Consider the following 15,401-nt stretch of genomic DNA (forward strand, 5'->3'; position numbering starts at 1 on the left):
GAGATGTCGATGGCTACGAGTTTTTCTCTCGAACACTGTTTTCCTCATATTTCTTTGGAAAAATTTGAGGCTCATCTCAATGATCCAGCTCTCAACACCATGCTTGAGAAGGGGTTAGATTTTGAAGAGCGCAAGCTTCTCATCAAAGACGATAAAAAAAATGGAGAAGTTGTGTGGACCTTCAGAGTAAAAAAACTTGGTCAATGGCCATCTGCTGTTAAAAAAATTATTCAAAACGATTCATTTTCTTGGCAAGAAATTTCGCATTATGTTCCTGAAGAACATTGTGTGCATTGGGAGATTGTGCCGGAGATCAAGGGCATAAAATTTCACGGCCAAGGTGTATGGAAGCTCAGCAAATCTGGAAAGGGGTGTAAACGTGTGATCGAAGGAAAGATCAGCGTCGATATTCCATTTTTGGGAAAAGTTGTTGAGTCTTTCATTGTCAATGAACTTAAAAACACCTATGAAATTGAGCCTAAAATTCAAGAGAAATTTTATGCTTCGGTAGCTTGATATGCCTGCTTCTTCAGATCTATTGCGCCTGCCCAAAGAATTTCGCACCGCTCTTAAAAGTCATGGTGAAAAGCGTTTAGTAAAACGCATCATGCGGGAGGGGAGGCTCTCAACTGTTTGTGAAGAAGCGCGATGCCCTAATATCGGAGATTGTTTTTCGCGTAAAAGCGCAACTTTTATGATTATGGGCGATCGCTGTACTCGCCGTTGCCACTTTTGTTCAGTTACTACTAAAAAACCATTGCCTCTCGATCAAAATGAACCCCAAGCTGTGGCTGATGCAGTGAGAAAAATGAAGCTTGACTATGTTGTGATCACCAGCGTTGATCGTGATGAACTGTCAGATTTTGGGGTAGATCATTTTGTTAAAGTAATATCGGCCATAAAGAAAGAAAATCCTCATACAAAAATAGAATTGCTTACTCCAGATTTTCGAGGTCATCTTTCTTTGATCGATAAAATTTTAGGGAGTGAAGTTGATGTTTTTGGGCACAATATCGAAAGCGTGCAGCGACTTTATAAAAAGTTGCGACCTCAATCTAACTTTTTAACCACAACAAAAGTGTTAGCACATGCAGCTCAAAAGCTTAGCACCAAAAGTGGCTTGATGGTGGGTGTAGGTGAAAGTGACGATGAAGTGCTTGAAACTCTGAATCTTTTAAAAGATCTTGGAGTGAGCATTGTTACCATTGGGCAATATTTGCGTCCATCGCTTAAACATTGGCCAGTTGAACGTTATGTCACGCAAAAAAGTTATGAAAAATTTATTGAGCATGGCAAAAAAATAGGGCTTAAGCACGTTTTTGCGGGGCCATTGGTCAGAAGCTCGTATCATGCAAAAGAAGTTCATGAAGATTCTTTGGCTTTTGCCTGTTAATACCATTCCCAAATTAACTGAGTATTTAATTTCTTCCTAGTCCTCGCTTTGCTGCGGGCGTTCTGAAATTAAAGACTCAGTTAATTTGGGAAATTGGTATTAGAAAAAATTCAAGCCAAGAAATTAAGTAGTTATTTTATTTGCTTCTTAAAAAATTATTTAGCAAACATCACTCAGCTTTTCTTAGAAAGAGCGTTGATTTTTTTAGGGGCTGTAGTAGCTAAGCGTTAATGTTTAGTGTGTTTATACCAGTATTTTAGCTGTTTTAGAAGCTGTTGGTGATTGCCTCCGTTGAAGCGCCATTCACATTCCTTAAGAAACCAATAAAAATTATCCTGTTTTATCCCATTAAACTTACGCAGATTGCGTTTGGCTTGGTTCCAGAAGTTCTCAATCCCATTGATATGGTTTTGCTTATCAGCAAACAGCTTGGAATGATTAATGCGCATATGGTGAAATGCAGATACATCTAAGGCATTATATGATTTAAAGGTATCTGTATAAACTATGCTGTCCGGAAGAACTTTCTCTTCTACAATAGGCAGAAGAGTTTCTGTTTTTGCATTAGGAATGATGGCTGTGTAAACCTTGCCACCTCGCTTAAGAAGGCCAAAAACAGCTACTTTACCTCCAGCTCCACGTCCTCTCTTGCCTTTTCGAACTCCGCCAAAATAACTTTCATCTACTTCAATTTCTCCGCTTAAGTCATAGCTTGGAAGTTTGCTGGCTATTAATTTTCTTAACCTTAAGAAGAAATTACTGGCTGTATTAGATTGAATAATAACCAGTTCTGATGCTGCTCTGGCGGTTACACCAGCAACAAATAATTTTATCAGTTCGCTCTGCTGGCGCACTGTTAAACGGCTGCGTCTCTTATACATTGAAGTAGCTTACCCTTAATTGGGCTTAGCTACTACAGCCCCTTTTTTTATTAAAATCTTTAAGTGCGTTGGCAACTTGTTGGTAAAAACTATTTTTTGGGTAGTTGCCTCTATTGTTTATTATGCCAGCTGGGTGACCACTTAGAATTTCGATGGCCTCGTCAATGGTTTCTATGGCGTAAATATTAAATAGCCCTTTTTGCGCGGCTTTGACCACATCCTCTTTGAGCATGAGCTGATCCATGTTGGCTTTGGGAATGATGACTCCATGGCCTTTTTTAGATCCATTTTTTTGTACCACGTCAAAGAATCCTTCGATTTTTTCGTTGATACCTCCCACCGGCTGAATAATTCCGTGTTGGTTCATAGAGCCTGTGATGGCTATTGATTGACTGAGGGGAATTTGTGCGATGGCTGATAAGAGTGCGCATGCTTCGGCTGCCGTGGCGCTATCTCCCTCTACTCCTCCATAGCTTTGTTCAAAGACGATGCTGGCCGATAGAGAGCTTGGTTCTGTTTTAGAAAATTTTCCATTGAGATATCCGGTTAAAATGAGCACACCTTTTGAATGAATTGGTCCGCCGAGTTTTACTTCTCGTTCAATATCGACTACTTGAGATTTTCCGGCACTTACTCGAGCGGTAATTTTCATGGGATGACCAAAGGCATGCTCTCCTACCAAAACATAAGACAGTCCATTAAGTTGTCCTATTTTTTTACCGTTGGTATCGATCATAAAAATGCCGCGATGAATACTTTCAAAAAATTTTTCTTTAATGCGAGAGGCTCGTATTTCTTGTTGTGCAATAGCTTTGTTTACATGAAGTTCATTGATGTTTTGACTTTGTTCAAGCTGCGCATAATGATCAGCCTCATGCAACAAATCAGAAAGTTTGCGCGCATGGGTGCTAATTTTTTGCGAGTCCTCTTTTAATCGTGACCCATGCTCAATCATTTTGGCAACAGCTGCTTTACTCAGAGGTTTTAAGTTTTCTTTTTTGGATAATTTTTTTAGAAGTTGAGCAAATAGAAATTCATTTTTTGGGTTTCTATCGATCTCTTCATCAAAATCGGCTGCAACTTTAAAAAGCTCTAAAAATTCCGGATCGAGTTGGCACAGCATGTAATAGGTTCTTCTATCTCCCAGTAGAATAACTTTTTGCTGTAATGCTAAAGGTTCTGGTTCGAGAGTTACGCTGCCTAAAAAACCCAGCATCTGGTTAATATTTTCTGTGACAATTTTTTTAGCACGCAGTGAACGTTTTAAAACACTCCAAGCAAATGGTTGAGTAAGTACTTTGTAGGCATCTAGTACAAGAAAACCGCCATTGGCTTTTTGCAGTGCGCCGGATTTTATCAAACTGAAATCGGTTGTAAGAGCGCCAAGCCTTGAAATATGATCTATTTGACCAACAAGATTGCTTACGCTTGGATTATCTTCATAGACAACAGGTGCGCCGCTTTGTTTGCTGTTATCAACAAAGACATTGACTTTATAGCGATTAAGAGAGCTGCTTTCATATTCCTGAGCCATTAAATATGCTGCTCCCGCAGTCTGTTTACGAAAATCTGTGGGGTTATCCAAAATGGCTTTTTGAACCTGTTCCAAATAGGTGATGACCTCTGGCACATGTTGATAATTTTTTTTGATATCGTCGATACTATTTCCCACTTGCAACATGGTGAAATATTTGAGTGCCTCTTTTACTTCTTTACGGTGTTCTTTATTCCAGGCGGAAATTTGGTTTAAATAATTGGTGAGCTGTTTTCTTAGCTCTTCCATATTTTTTTCTCTTATCTCTCGTTCTTCTTTGGGAAGTTTTTGAAAATCAGCTTCAGAAATAAGTTCTTGGTTGTGCGTGGGAGCTAATACAAATCCTTCAGCGGTGCGAAGAATAGCTACGTCTTGCTGTTGGGCGGCATCTTCAAGTTTTTTTAAAGCGCTCGATTCTTTTTTTTGAGTTTTTTCATCGATTTCTTTGATGCGCTGAGCAAATTCTTTCATATCAAAAATAGCTGGTATGGAAGTTTTTAAAATTTCCACAAGTGAAGACATATCTCGTGACAATTTTTGACCAAGACCTTGCGGCAATAGAAGGAGACGAGGACTGTTGGGCTTTTCAAAATTGTGCACATAGCAGGCGTCATGAGGGCTTGGCATGCTTTGGGCTTGCTGCTTTAAAAGTGCCTGCATGATGGAAAGCTTGCCTACACCTTTAGGTCCCAAGGCAAAAATATTAAATCCATCGCGTGCTATGCATATACCAAATCTGGCTGCATCAAGGGCTCGTGATTGACCGACAAACTCTTCCAAGTCAGGTATGTCGGCAGAACTTGTAAACGAAAAATTGTTGGGGTCACATTTAGAGCGTAATAATAAATAATTAAGAGGTTTTATCGGTTTAATAGTGCTCATGAAGATCCCTGATATTTATTGAATTATGATTATATCTGTTTGTTTTTTTATTTCTAATGATCGTGTTTTAACTTTTTTATTTGCTGGTAAATATTGTTAAATTTAATTGATATTAATGTTTGAATTAAAAAAGTAAATAAAAGTAATACATGAGTATGGTAAAAGTATTTTTGATGTATTGTTTGGAAGAAAGAGGCTTTTCACCTGCTTGTATCAAAGAATCCGCCCTATAAAAGAATTGAAAAAGTTAATGGGTGTATAGATGAAGATTAAATTGCCTATGAAAAGTAGTGGAGAATAAATGAGCGGACATCAGCGAGAAAAATGGTCGTCTTTTTTATCTTTTATTTGGGTTGCTGCTGGGGCTGCGGTTGGTCTGGGTAATATTTGGAAATTCCCTTATATGGCAGGGAGCCACGGCGGATCTGCATTTGTCATCATGTATCTGTTTTTTGTTCTACTAGTGGCAGTTCCTGTCATGATTGCCGAGATTATGCTTGGAAAACTAGGGCAGAGTGATGCCATAAGCAGCATTTCAAGTTTGGCTTGTAGCAATAATCTTTCGCAAAAATGGCGTTACACAGGGTACCTTGGGCTTACGACCTTATTTTTAGTTTTTTGTTTTTACAGCGTTGTGGCAGGTTTTAGTATTGCCTATTTTATATTTTCGGTGATAGGGAAATTTTCTCAAAAAACTCCCGACCAAATACAAATCATTTGGACAAATTTTTTATCTCAGCCAACAATGCTGATGAGCTGCGCTTTGCTCTTTATTTTTTTTACTATGGCCATTGTTTTTTTTGGGGTGCAAAAAGGCATTGAGCGCGCATGCTCATGGATGATGCCCGCCTTGTTGGTAGTACTGCTTGTATTGGTGCTCGATGCATCTTTGAGCGATGGTTTTAGAGAAGCTTTAAAATTTTTGTTTAGTTTTGAACCACAAAAAATTGAACCTGGAATCATTGTTTCTAGTTTGGGCCACGCATTTTTTACTTTGGCTGTGGGTGCGTGTGCCATGATGGTATATGGCTCGCATCTTCCTAAAAAGATTTCGGTCACGCGTGCTGTATTGGTGATTGCTGGTCTTGATGTGTTGGTTGCGCTTCTTTCTGGTATGGCAATTTTTCCATTGATTTTCTCTTTTGGCCTTTCTCCTGCTCAGGGGCCAGGCTTGATGTTTGTTTCTTTGCCCATTGTTTTTGCTAAGATGTCTTTTGGAGCCTTTTGGGGATCATTGTTTTTTCTCCTGCTCTTTTTTGCTGCTCTTTCATCTTCACTATCTTTTGCAGAGCCTTTAGTAGAGCACTGCATAGCCAAAATGAGAATGAGCCGCCGTACGGCAAGCGTGATTGTGGGTATGGCTACTTTTATAGGGAGCATCATCTGCGCTTGTTCATTTAATCTTTGGTCAGAGGTTAAATTATTTGGTCGTTTTGGAGTATTTGATTTTATTGCTGATCTTTCTACCAATATTTTTCTACCTATCGGTGGTATTGCTATCTCACTTTTTGCTGCGCGCGTCATCAAATCCGAACATCTGTTTGGTGATAATTCGTTTAAAAGAAAATTTTTCTTTCCTATGTGGCGTGTGCTCATAGGGGTTGTTGCGCCCCTTGCCATTTTGATTGTGATGATGAGTGCCTTATAAAGAGATATAAAATATATTTTCATGGTAGATGTTGAAAATTTTTAAAAAATCCACGTTTTTTTGGCTGGTGCTTTAACTAGCCATTTTTTTTGCTAACCCCCAAATAATCAATAAGTTTAAATTAAGTAAAGTTTTTTGTTGTTAAAAGTGAGTATTTCTAATTAATTGAATTGGGTTAAAGTGATCTATTAAGCTACATGTAAACCTGCATGAGGTTTTGCTTGATACTATATACGCGCCAACAACACATGTGAAGTAAGTGTGGGTATTAAGTCCCAACTGTCTTTCGCATTTAACAGTAAAAAGTTGGTGGGTATATGAACAAAAAAATTGTAAAAATACTAGGAATTCTCATGGTACCGTTTGGGGTAATTCTTATGAATGCCTGTGGTCCAGTGGAAGATATGGCAAGCCAAGAGAGCACGGCTCTCAGTGATGCAAGCTCCAATGTTCTACCAGCAATGTACAACGGTCTACCAAGCTTTACTCAATATGGTCGTTGCCGTGCATTTTGGGATGTAGATGGTGATGGACTTGCTGGTCCAGAAGATCCAGATTGCCATATTAACGTTGGTCCATTGCGTGACCTAAGTCTCTATGACTTTCCTCAAGGACATAACTTTTTCCCAGACGTAAGCAAAATTCCTGGTGGTGGGCCTGGGGTACCTGGTGGTTTTAGAAACCGTATGCAAATGACCCGTTGGTTCAGATTCTTGACCGAACCTGATGGTGGTATGGCTGGTAATGTTGCATTTGGATCAGGAGTTAATCCAGAAGTTGTACCGATTGCAGCTCCACTGGCTAAGAAAATCAACCAAGGTACCTATGCAACAGGTAACAACAACAACTTAAGCGTTCGTGGTCTAAGCAACTACTATCCAGGAGAAACAGCATTTCTTCCGGGCGCTCGTGGTGCTAAGGCTCCTGCTCCAGGTGTGAAGTCTGCTGATGCAACAGCATTGGAAGTTGTACTTCCTGGAATGTATAACCACACAAGCAATGAAACCTATGAGCAAGGTTCATTCTACAAAGGCGGAAGCCAAGGTGCCTTTTCTAGAAGAGACCTCGGTAATCCCGATGGTGTTGGTGAAGGAAAAAACAGAAACGTCGCTCCTCAATAATAAATAAATAAAATATCAATAGTCCTGGCCCCGGAATTTATTTCGGGGCTTTTTTATTGCCGATGCATTATTTAGGTAGAGCACATGACAGCATTTATCATCAAAACTTTTGCTCAATGGCCTTATGACGATGCACTTGTTTTTATGGAAGAAGCTCGTGCTCAGGTTACTAAAGATCCTTCGTTGATCATTATCGGCATAGGAAGTCATAAAGAATCGGTGATCACTATGGGGAAAAACCCTCGTCTATCCATTATTCATCACCATGTACTTAGCAAACGAAAAGATATTTTGCTGCGCACGATTGAACGCGGCGGTGGTGCAACTATTCATGAGCCAGGGCAAGTGGTGCTCTATCCCGTTCTCAATATTAAATTTCATCGTATCTATCCAAGCCGCTTGATCTCCATTTTAGAAAGTGCTTTGTTAAGGACCTTTGTGCGTTATGGAGTGGCAGGTACATGCTCAAGCTTGGGTCCGGGCATTTTTATCGATGGCAAAAAAGTTGCTTTTATCGGGCTGAGAATAAAAAATTACATCACCTCTCACGGTATGGCCGTTAATGTGCTCAACGATGGAAAATTATTTGGTGCTATCGATCCGTGCGGTATTGCTGGTTTGGCTATTACTTCATTACATCGTTGCGCGCCAAATGTTGAGCTTAAGCAATTTTTTTCTTGCTTAAGTGAAGATTTTCAAAAAGAGTTACAAAAACACCTTGATGCTTAGGCGAAAGAAGCATCTATCATCACCATAGTTAAAAGCGAATAATCATTTTTTTGTAAGTTTCCTTCTAAGTTGAAACACGGAGGGAGTATGAAAAATTTTCTTTTGATGACAACAATTATTTTTTTTGTTTCATTGCAATCACAAGCGAGTGTTGCAGATTTCTTAGCTATGTGCCGAGATAGCAATTTGCCCAGTCTCGAACGTCAAAGCATAAAGGCAATTAACGATGCTGTGCAAGGGCAACTAGAGTCATTTCCCCTTAGCTGCGAAGAAATAGCGCTTCGATTACAAGAAAAGAAAAAGCTTTATTTTGCTGATCATAGAAGTTCTTTTGCCGCTCCCAAAGAGCCCTTGGGGGCTCTTAAGCCATTGATAGCTCTTGATTGGATCGAAGAAATTAGCATTGCGTACTTAGCAGAGGAAATAGGCATTTTTGATGTAGCACCGCTTGCCAAGATGCCTGCGCTGAAAAAATTGGAACTTTTGATTGGTTCTCAACCTTTAGTCAATCTCGATCAATTAAGTTCTTTGGAAAGTTTAGAGCTTAATAGTTCGCAGTTAATTGATTTTTCACATTTTGCAAAGCTTAAGGAGCTCAGAGTAACAGCTTATCATTCGCATAATGGTCAGATTGGCAATTTCGCACTCATTGATACGGCAATAAAATTGGAAGCACTGGATGTTTCAGGATACCGGCTTGCAACTTTTAAGGATTTTACAATCTTTAGCAAGCTTATAGCGCTTAAGAGGCTGAGTATTGCAGGCTTAGATTTTAATCGTATCGATAGCCTACATGAACTTAGAGAACTACAAAATTTAGAAATAAGAAATAGCACGATTGATGAGTTATTGATGCCTGAAAAAATAAATTCAAAGCTTTTGAATTTGGAATTGAACTATGTCGAAATAGGAAAAGGCGTTGATAGTATCAGAAAATTTTCTCAGCTTAAAAAATTAGTTTTTACAAATTCTCAGCTTCGTTATGCTAGTTTCTTGAAGAATTTATTTGAACTTGAAGAACTCGATTTATCAAATAATATTATCGGCATTGTCAATGATATTGCTATGTTAACCAAGCTTAGAAAAGTAGACCTTGAAAAAAATAATTTATCTAACTCTGGCTATTTTAAAAATCTGGTTAATATGGAGTTCTTAAACCTCAGTGAAAATGAATTTGATGAAATAGATGGCGTCAAAAATATGTCTGATTTGCGTGAACTGAACATTAGAAAAAATAAAATATATAGTATAAAACCACTTAATGTGCTTATAAATTTAAACAAATTAACTCTCGATGATAATAGAATATCTGATGTCTCTGTTTTGGAGAATTTAGTGGGACTACATCAGGTAAAAAGCCTTAATTTAAGCCACAACAAAATATTTGACTCACAAGGCTTAGCTTCTTTTAGGAAGTTAAAAGAACTGAATTTAAGCGATAACTCTTTACATGATATTTTTGAAATTGGACTTTTGAGTGAACTTGAAAGCTTAGTTTTGAACAGAAACAATCTAACTGATATTTCGAGACTAGGAAATTTAACAAAGCTTAGTGCTCTCGATCTTTCACACAATCGAATCAGTGATGTAAGCCCGCTGGTTAGTCTCAAGAATATTTCTTACTATATTGCTCTAAGCTACAATAATATCTCGGATATAAGCCCCCTCGAGGCGCTCAAAGGTCAGCAATTTTATTTGCATCTTCACGAAAATCCATTGACATCAGATTATTGCCCAGCGGGAACATGCCAATTTTAGAAAGCCTTGGTTTTATTGTCATAAGCTGCGGTTTATACCAAAGCCATAAATCACTGAGCCTTTAATTCCTTCCTAGTCCTCGCTTTGCTGCGGGCGCTTAGAAGTTAAAGGCGCAGTGATTTATGGCTTTGGGTATTAGATCTAATCTAAGCTCAAATCGATAGGCGCAGAATTTTCTGCGCCTCTAATTTTTATTGAAGCCTTCAAAAGGAGCCCTCCTTGTGAAGCCATGGGATCATCGCTAAGAGAATGATAAAGTCCAAAAAGATAGGTTGATGCCCATGAAGTTACACGAATACCAAGCAAAAGATATTTTGCGTAAACGCGGTGTTTACACACTGGAGTCTCAAGTATGTTTTACCCTCGAAGAAGCTAAGCAAGCTATCAAAGAGATCGGCGTACCGTGTGCTGTTAAAGCTCAGGTGCATGCTGGAGGACGTGGGAAAGTTGGAGGCGTAAAGCTTGCCAAAAATGAGCAGGAAGCAGCCCAGTATGCAGAAGAAATACTTGCCATGACTATTAAAACAGCTCAGACAACAGGGCTGGGGCAAAAGGTTTCATGTGTTTTGATCGAAAAGGGTACCAGCATTAAAAAAGAGCTTTATGTGAGTATGCTGGTGGATAGAGCAAGCAGCCAGATGTGTATTTTGGCTTCCAAAGAAGGAGGCATGGATATTGAAGAGGTCGCACAAAAAAATCCAGAAAGCATCAAACGTGTTTATATCGATAAAAGTATTGGTCTCATGCCCTTTCAAATTCGTTTGCTATCTCGTGAACTCGAACTTGATAAGGCTGTTCAGAAAAAATTTGTTGCAATGCTTATGGGAATGTACAGAACATTTTTGGATTGTGATGCCTCAATGATTGAGATCAATCCTTTGATTATTACTGATCAAGATCGCGTTGTTGCATTAGATGCCAAAATGACAATCGACGACAATGCGCTTTTTCGCCAAAGAGCATTGAGTGAAATGCGTGATCCAAGTCAAGAAGATGCCAAAGAGATCGAGGCTCAACATCATGGATTGAGCTACGTTGCTCTCGAAGGTTCTATTGGTTGCATGGTCAATGGTGCGGGACTTGCCATGGCGACAATGGATATTATTAAACACGTTGGTGGGCAACCTGCAAATTTTTTGGATGTTGGCGGTTCCGCTACCAAAGAACGAGTAGAAGAAGCATTGCGCATTATTGTGCGTGATCCACAGGTCAAAGCCATATTTGTCAATGTTTTTGGTGGAATAGCTCAATGTGATGTCATTGCTGAGGGCGTGGTTAAGGCTGCGTCATCTTTAGAATTAAAATTGCCTCTTATTGTGCGCCTGCAAGGGACCAACGTGGATGCGGGAAGAGAGATATTGAATAAATCGGGGCTGAGTATCATTGCTGCCAATGACATGTTGGAAGGTGCCAAGCTTGCTGTGGCTCAGGTCAAATAATAACAAAGAGGGATAGATAGCATGGCGATTTATATAGATAATTCCACAAAAGTTATGGTTCAAGGTATTACAGGAAAAGCTGGTGCCTTTCATGCAGAGCAAATGCTTCAATACGGAACCAAATTGGTGGCCGGAGTTACCCCTGAAAGAGGTGGAAAAAAATTTCTCGATCGGGTAGATATTTTTGAAAGCTGCCACGAAGCAAAAGCGAGAACAGGAGCAAATGCTTCGGTCATTTATGTTCCTGCGCCTGGGGCTGCAGATGCTATTTTAGAAGCGATCGATGCTGAACTTGATCTTGTTGTGTGTATTACTGAAGGAATTCCTACTCTCGATATGGTGAGCGTCAAACAAGCGCTCAAAGGCAAAAAAACTCGTCTTATAGGTCCAAATTGCCCAGGTATCATTACGCCAGATGCATGCAAAATCGGGATTATGCCAGGATTTATTCACAAACCTGGGCCTGTTGGTGTTATTTCTCGCTCAGGGACTTTGACCTATGAGGCGGTCTATCAGCTCACTCAGCTGGGTATTGGACAATCAACATGCATTGGTATCGGTGGGGATCCGATCATAGGGACATCTTTTATCGATGCACTAGAAGCATTCGAAAAAGATGAGGAAACAAAGGCTATTGTTATGATTGGAGAAATAGGTGGCAGCGATGAAGAAGAAGCGTCCTACTTTATTCGTAACAATGTGAAAAAACCTGTGGTTGGTTTTATTGCTGGTCTTACCGCTCCGACAGGTAAACGCATGGGGCATGCCGGTGCTATCATTTCTGGTGGCAAAGGGACTGCATCAGCAAAAATAGAGGCTCTTAAAGAAGCAGGCATCGCTATAGCGCCGACTCCCGTAGAAATTGGGGCCAAGGTTAAAGAGGTCATAGGTTAGGATTTGTAGGAACTTCGGATAAAAACCCCTCGGCCATTTTTGTAATAGCCGTGGGGGATTTTTTTAGCCCATTAAACTAAATTAGCGTCTATGGTGTCGGCGATGATGGCGATGATGGCGATCATGTCCGCGACGATGGTGGCCATAACTCGATCCATAATAACCGTAGTCGTAATAAGGATAGTAGCCCGAGCCATAGCAGCTTGGATCATATGGATAGAGATAGCAGTAATAGTTGGTACCTGGGTAATAGACGAATGAGTCTGCAGCTTGCTCATCTAAGGAAAGGCTGGCATTAGTATTTTCATCGTTGTTTGGAGTTTCGCTATATGCGAGATTAGCTCCTAAAAAAAAAGTGCAAATAGCTAACGGAGCAATAAATAACCTCAATTGCATGAATATATCTCCCTCTTTATATGATTTTATTTTTGTTGTTATTAATTGAGCCTAACCAAGTCACCCAGTTAATTCTTGTGTTTTTATAGATCAGATAAAAATTTAGTAAAAAAAAGAGCTGCCAAAATGGCAGCTTCTTTTTCATGTCTGGCTATATCCTGTGTAATTTTTACCAGTACCAAGGATAGTAGTAGTTCCAGTAGTTGTATGGGTAATATCCATATCCATAACCATAATATGGATAGTAACCACCCCAGCCACCGCGCCAGAAACGACGTCCCCAGCCACGATGATGACGACGCCAGCTGTCTGAAGCACCATCATCAAGATTGATAGCACTGTCGTCAGCGTTGCTGAAATCAGCATTATCAATTGCAGTGTTGTCCAATGCATTTTTAACTGCATCAATGCTCAATACAGCTTCATCAGAATTTGCAACTTCAGCATTTGCTACTGATGATGCCAATGGAACCAAAAATAGGATTGCCAACACAGACAAACCAAAACGAATTCTCATGACCTTACTCCTTGCCACCCCCAACGAGCGGCTGATTAAACAAAAAGACCATATTAAAAACAAGAAAAAGATCAGCATTAATATGTCTTGGTCTGTATGTAACGATGGTTGAATGTGGGTGCATGTATAAATAGTTATTTGCCTGTTTTTATTATGTAAAAATTAGATCATGATACGACACGTGATTTCGGGTATTGCTTAGTAAGCCTCTTCAGTTCATTTTCGCCACGTTGAGAATTTTTTATTGAAAGAGGCAAAAAATGAGTAAGACAAGCGAAATACGCGTTCGTATAGCGCCATCTCCAACCGGTGACCCCCATGTTGGTACTGCCTATGTGGCCCTTTTTAATTTTGCATTTGCGAGAAAAAATAAGGGTAAATTTATTCTTCGAATAGAAGATACAGATCGAGCTCGCTCGACACGCAAAAGTGAGGATGAGATATTGGCGGCTCTTAAATGGTTGGGGCTTGATTGGGATGAGGGGCCTGATGTAGGGGGCCCGAATGGTCCCTACCGTCAGAGTGAACGTTCACACATATATAAAAGCTACGCTCAAAAGCTTGTTGACAATGGAGCAGCTTATAAATGCATTTGCACGGGTGAAAGACTTGCAGAACTGAGAAAGCGTCAGCAAATTTTGAAACAACCCACAGGATATGATGGCCACTGTCGAAAGCAAAATCCTCAGATTATTGAACAAGCCATTCAAGAAGGCACTCCATTTGTAGTTCGGCTAAAAACTCCTCTTGAAGGGCAAATGCATATGCAGGATGCGCTGCGTGGGGAGATTGTTATCAATTGCACTGAGGTTGATGATCAGGTTTTGGTAAAAAGTGATGGCTTTCCTACTTATCATCTGGCCAATGTTATAGACGATCATCTCATGGGTATCACTCATGTAATTCGCGGAGAAGAGTGGATTAGTTCGTTGCCAAAACATATTTTACTCTATGAAGCGCTTGGGTTTGAAAAACCTCAGTTTTGTCACTTACCACTGCTTCGCAATGCAGATAAATCAAAAGTATCAAAGCGAAAAAATCCTGTCTCACTCCATTATTTCAAAGAAGCAGGCTATCTTCCGGATGCCATGCTTAACTTCTTGGGGCTCATGGCTTATTCAAGCCAAGAAAATGAAATATTTTCTTTGACTGAATTTGTAGAAAATTTTGATTTGCAAAAAATTGTTTTGGGCGGTCCTGTTTTTGATGTCAAGAAATTGCTCTGGTTAAATGGGCGTTATCTGCGTGAGCTTCGCAGTGAAGATCAAATTGTAACTTATTTGCAAGAGCAACTCTTTAGCAGTGAGTACCTTAGTAAAATCGTACCGCTGGTAAAAGAGCGCGTTGAAAAATCGGAGGACTTTATTGAGTACGCAGACTTTTTTTTCAAAGCGGATGTAGCTGTAGCAAAAGAACATTACTTGATCGGCGAGCTTGAGGCAAAATCAAGTGCGCTTGTGATTGAACAAACGCTGGAAGTATTGGAAAATCTTAAAGAATTTTCCTCAGAGTCAATCAGTGGTGCTTTAAAGAATTTTCTTAAAGAGCAAAGTATGCCTGCTAAAAATCTTTTCATGCCATTGAGAATGATGGTGAGTGGTAAAAAAGCATCACCGCCGTTGTTTGATACTATGGCTGTGCTAGGAAAGGAGAGGTGCCGCACTCGATTGAGGGCTGCTATTAACGCTTTGAAAAAATAGGAGATGCCCAATGGCTATTGAAAGAACTTTATCGATTATTAAACCTGATGGCGTGAGCAGAAATCTTATTGGTAAAATCATTAGCTTATTTGAAGAAAATGGTCTTTCGCTTGTAGCGAGCCGTATGCAGATCATGAGTCGTCATGAAGCTGAAGGATTTTACGCTGTGCATAAGGCACGTCCATTTTTTGGTGAGCTCGTGTCGTATATGTGCTCGGGGCCTGTGCTTTTGATGGTTTTGGAAGGCGAAAACGCCATTCTTAAGAACCGTGAAATCATGGGGGCAACCAATCCGGCAGACGCCCAACCCGGAACAATCAGAAAGCTTTATGCAAAATCCATAGGTGAAAACACTGTTCATGGTTCAGATGCGCCTGAAACAGCTTCATTTGAAGTAAGCTGGTTTTTTAAGGGAAGTGAAGTGTGTAGTCGCCACTAGCCTAAAAATACAGGTTATAGAAAATAGAGACGGCCGTAAGGCCGTTTTTTTATGAGAACGTTTTGGATCT

General features: G+C 39.9%; 14 protein-coding genes. 10 read left to right on the forward strand and 4 right to left on the reverse strand.

Annotated features, from left to right (window positions below):
• Nucleotides 1-9: 9 nt before the first annotated feature.
• Both H6731_09740 and lipA read left to right on the forward strand, forming a co-directional pair.
• Nucleotides 10-516 (forward strand): DUF2505 family protein, encoded by a 507-nt coding sequence (locus H6731_09740; protein USN50529.1) that lies wholly within the window; start codon nucleotides 10-12, stop codon nucleotides 514-516.
• Between the two features lies 1 nt (nucleotide 517).
• Nucleotides 518-1,393 carry a lipoyl synthase gene (lipA, locus tag H6731_09745; protein ID USN50530.1) on the forward strand — a complete coding sequence of 292 codons (876 nt, stop codon included), beginning with the start codon at nucleotides 518-520 and terminating at the stop codon, nucleotides 1,391-1,393.
• A 227-nt stretch (nucleotides 1,394-1,620) separates the two neighbouring features.
• Here the strand turns inward: lipA and H6731_09750 are convergent, their stop codons facing one another.
• Together H6731_09750 and H6731_09755 are read right to left on the reverse strand one after the other, a co-directional pair.
• On the reverse strand, nucleotides 1,621-2,274 hold the full coding sequence (locus H6731_09750; GenBank protein USN50531.1) for an IS1595 family transposase: 654 nt from the start codon (nucleotides 2,272-2,274) through the stop codon (nucleotides 1,621-1,623).
• Nucleotides 2,275-2,299: 25 nt separating this feature from the next.
• A complete protein-coding gene (locus H6731_09755; protein ID USN50532.1) occupies nucleotides 2,300-4,690 on the reverse strand; it encodes an AAA family ATPase in 2,391 nt (796 codons plus the stop codon).
• 301 nt (nucleotides 4,691-4,991) lie between these two features.
• Here H6731_09755 and H6731_09760 point away from each other — a divergent pair, with 301 nt between their 5' ends.
• From H6731_09760 to sucD, 6 genes are all read left to right on the forward strand, one after another.
• The gene (locus H6731_09760; GenBank protein ID USN50533.1) at nucleotides 4,992-6,338 is read left to right on the forward strand and encodes a sodium-dependent transporter; all 1,347 of its coding nucleotides are present in this window, start codon (nucleotides 4,992-4,994) and stop codon (nucleotides 6,336-6,338) included.
• Between the two features lie 317 nt (nucleotides 6,339-6,655).
• Entirely contained in the window at nucleotides 6,656-7,459 is an 804-nt protein-coding gene (locus H6731_09765; GenBank protein ID USN50534.1) for a hypothetical protein, read from the forward strand.
• 84 nt (nucleotides 7,460-7,543) lie between these two features.
• Entirely contained in the window at nucleotides 7,544-8,188 is a 645-nt protein-coding gene (gene lipB / locus H6731_09770; protein USN50535.1) for a lipoyl(octanoyl) transferase LipB, read from the forward strand.
• Between the two features lie 87 nt (nucleotides 8,189-8,275).
• A complete protein-coding gene (locus tag H6731_09775; GenBank protein USN50536.1) occupies nucleotides 8,276-9,946 on the forward strand; it encodes a leucine-rich repeat domain-containing protein in 1,671 nt (556 codons plus the stop codon).
• A gap of 281 nt (nucleotides 9,947-10,227) precedes the next feature.
• Nucleotides 10,228-11,385 (forward strand): ADP-forming succinate--CoA ligase subunit beta, encoded by a 1,158-nt coding sequence (sucC, locus tag H6731_09780; GenBank protein USN50537.1) that lies wholly within the window; start codon nucleotides 10,228-10,230, stop codon nucleotides 11,383-11,385.
• Between the two features lie 21 nt (nucleotides 11,386-11,406).
• The gene (sucD, locus tag H6731_09785) at nucleotides 11,407-12,279 is read left to right on the forward strand and encodes a succinate--CoA ligase subunit alpha (GenBank protein USN50538.1); all 873 of its coding nucleotides are present in this window, start codon (nucleotides 11,407-11,409) and stop codon (nucleotides 12,277-12,279) included.
• Nucleotides 12,280-12,360: 81 nt separating this feature from the next.
• Here the strand turns inward: sucD and H6731_09790 are convergent, their stop codons facing one another.
• Entirely contained in the window at nucleotides 12,361-12,675 is a 315-nt protein-coding gene (locus H6731_09790; GenBank protein ID USN50539.1) for a hypothetical protein, read from the reverse strand.
• Nucleotides 12,676-12,844: 169 nt separating this feature from the next.
• Nucleotides 12,845-13,210, reverse strand: coding sequence for a hypothetical protein (locus H6731_09795; protein ID USN50540.1), 366 nt, complete (start codon nucleotides 13,208-13,210; stop codon nucleotides 12,845-12,847).
• Nucleotides 13,211-13,452: 242 nt separating this feature from the next.
• Here H6731_09795 and H6731_09800 point away from each other — a divergent pair, with 242 nt between their 5' ends.
• Nucleotides 13,453-14,892, forward strand: coding sequence for a glutamate--tRNA ligase (locus tag H6731_09800; protein USN50541.1), 1,440 nt, complete (start codon nucleotides 13,453-13,455; stop codon nucleotides 14,890-14,892).
• 10 nt (nucleotides 14,893-14,902) lie between these two features.
• Nucleotides 14,903-15,331, forward strand: a complete 429-nt coding sequence (gene ndk / locus H6731_09805; protein USN50542.1) for a nucleoside-diphosphate kinase — start codon at nucleotides 14,903-14,905, stop codon at nucleotides 15,329-15,331.
• Nucleotides 15,332-15,401: the final 70 nt, after the last annotated feature.

The sequence above is a fragment of the Myxococcales bacterium genome (assembly GCA_023898405.1).
Taxonomy (GTDB): Bacteria; Myxococcota; UBA727; order UBA727; family JABDBI01.

Bases quoted from the DNA above. Each gene is read 5' to 3' on its own strand.
- H6731_09800 (USN50541.1), top strand. From the start codon at position 13,453: ATGAGTAAGACAAGCGAAATACGCGTTCGTATAGCGCCATCTCCAACC.
- lipA (USN50530.1), top strand. From the start codon at position 518: ATGCCTGCTTCTTCAGATCTATTGCGCCTGCCCAAAGAATTTCGCACC.
- H6731_09760 (USN50533.1), top strand. From the start codon at position 4,992: ATGAGCGGACATCAGCGAGAAAAATGGTCGTCTTTTTTATCTTTTATT.
- H6731_09790 (USN50539.1), bottom strand. From the start codon at position 12,675: ATGCAATTGAGGTTATTTATTGCTCCGTTAGCTATTTGCACTTTTTTT.
- sucC (USN50537.1), top strand. From the start codon at position 10,228: ATGAAGTTACACGAATACCAAGCAAAAGATATTTTGCGTAAACGCGGT.
- sucD (USN50538.1), top strand. From the start codon at position 11,407: ATGGCGATTTATATAGATAATTCCACAAAAGTTATGGTTCAAGGTATT.
- H6731_09775 (USN50536.1), top strand. From the start codon at position 8,276: ATGAAAAATTTTCTTTTGATGACAACAATTATTTTTTTTGTTTCATTG.
- H6731_09740 (USN50529.1), top strand. From the start codon at position 10: ATGGCTACGAGTTTTTCTCTCGAACACTGTTTTCCTCATATTTCTTTG.
- H6731_09765 (USN50534.1), top strand. From the start codon at position 6,656: ATGAACAAAAAAATTGTAAAAATACTAGGAATTCTCATGGTACCGTTT.
- H6731_09755 (USN50532.1), bottom strand. From the start codon at position 4,690: ATGAGCACTATTAAACCGATAAAACCTCTTAATTATTTATTATTACGC.
- ndk (USN50542.1), top strand. From the start codon at position 14,903: ATGGCTATTGAAAGAACTTTATCGATTATTAAACCTGATGGCGTGAGC.
- H6731_09750 (USN50531.1), bottom strand. From the start codon at position 2,274: ATGTATAAGAGACGCAGCCGTTTAACAGTGCGCCAGCAGAGCGAACTG.
- lipB (USN50535.1), top strand. From the start codon at position 7,544: ATGACAGCATTTATCATCAAAACTTTTGCTCAATGGCCTTATGACGAT.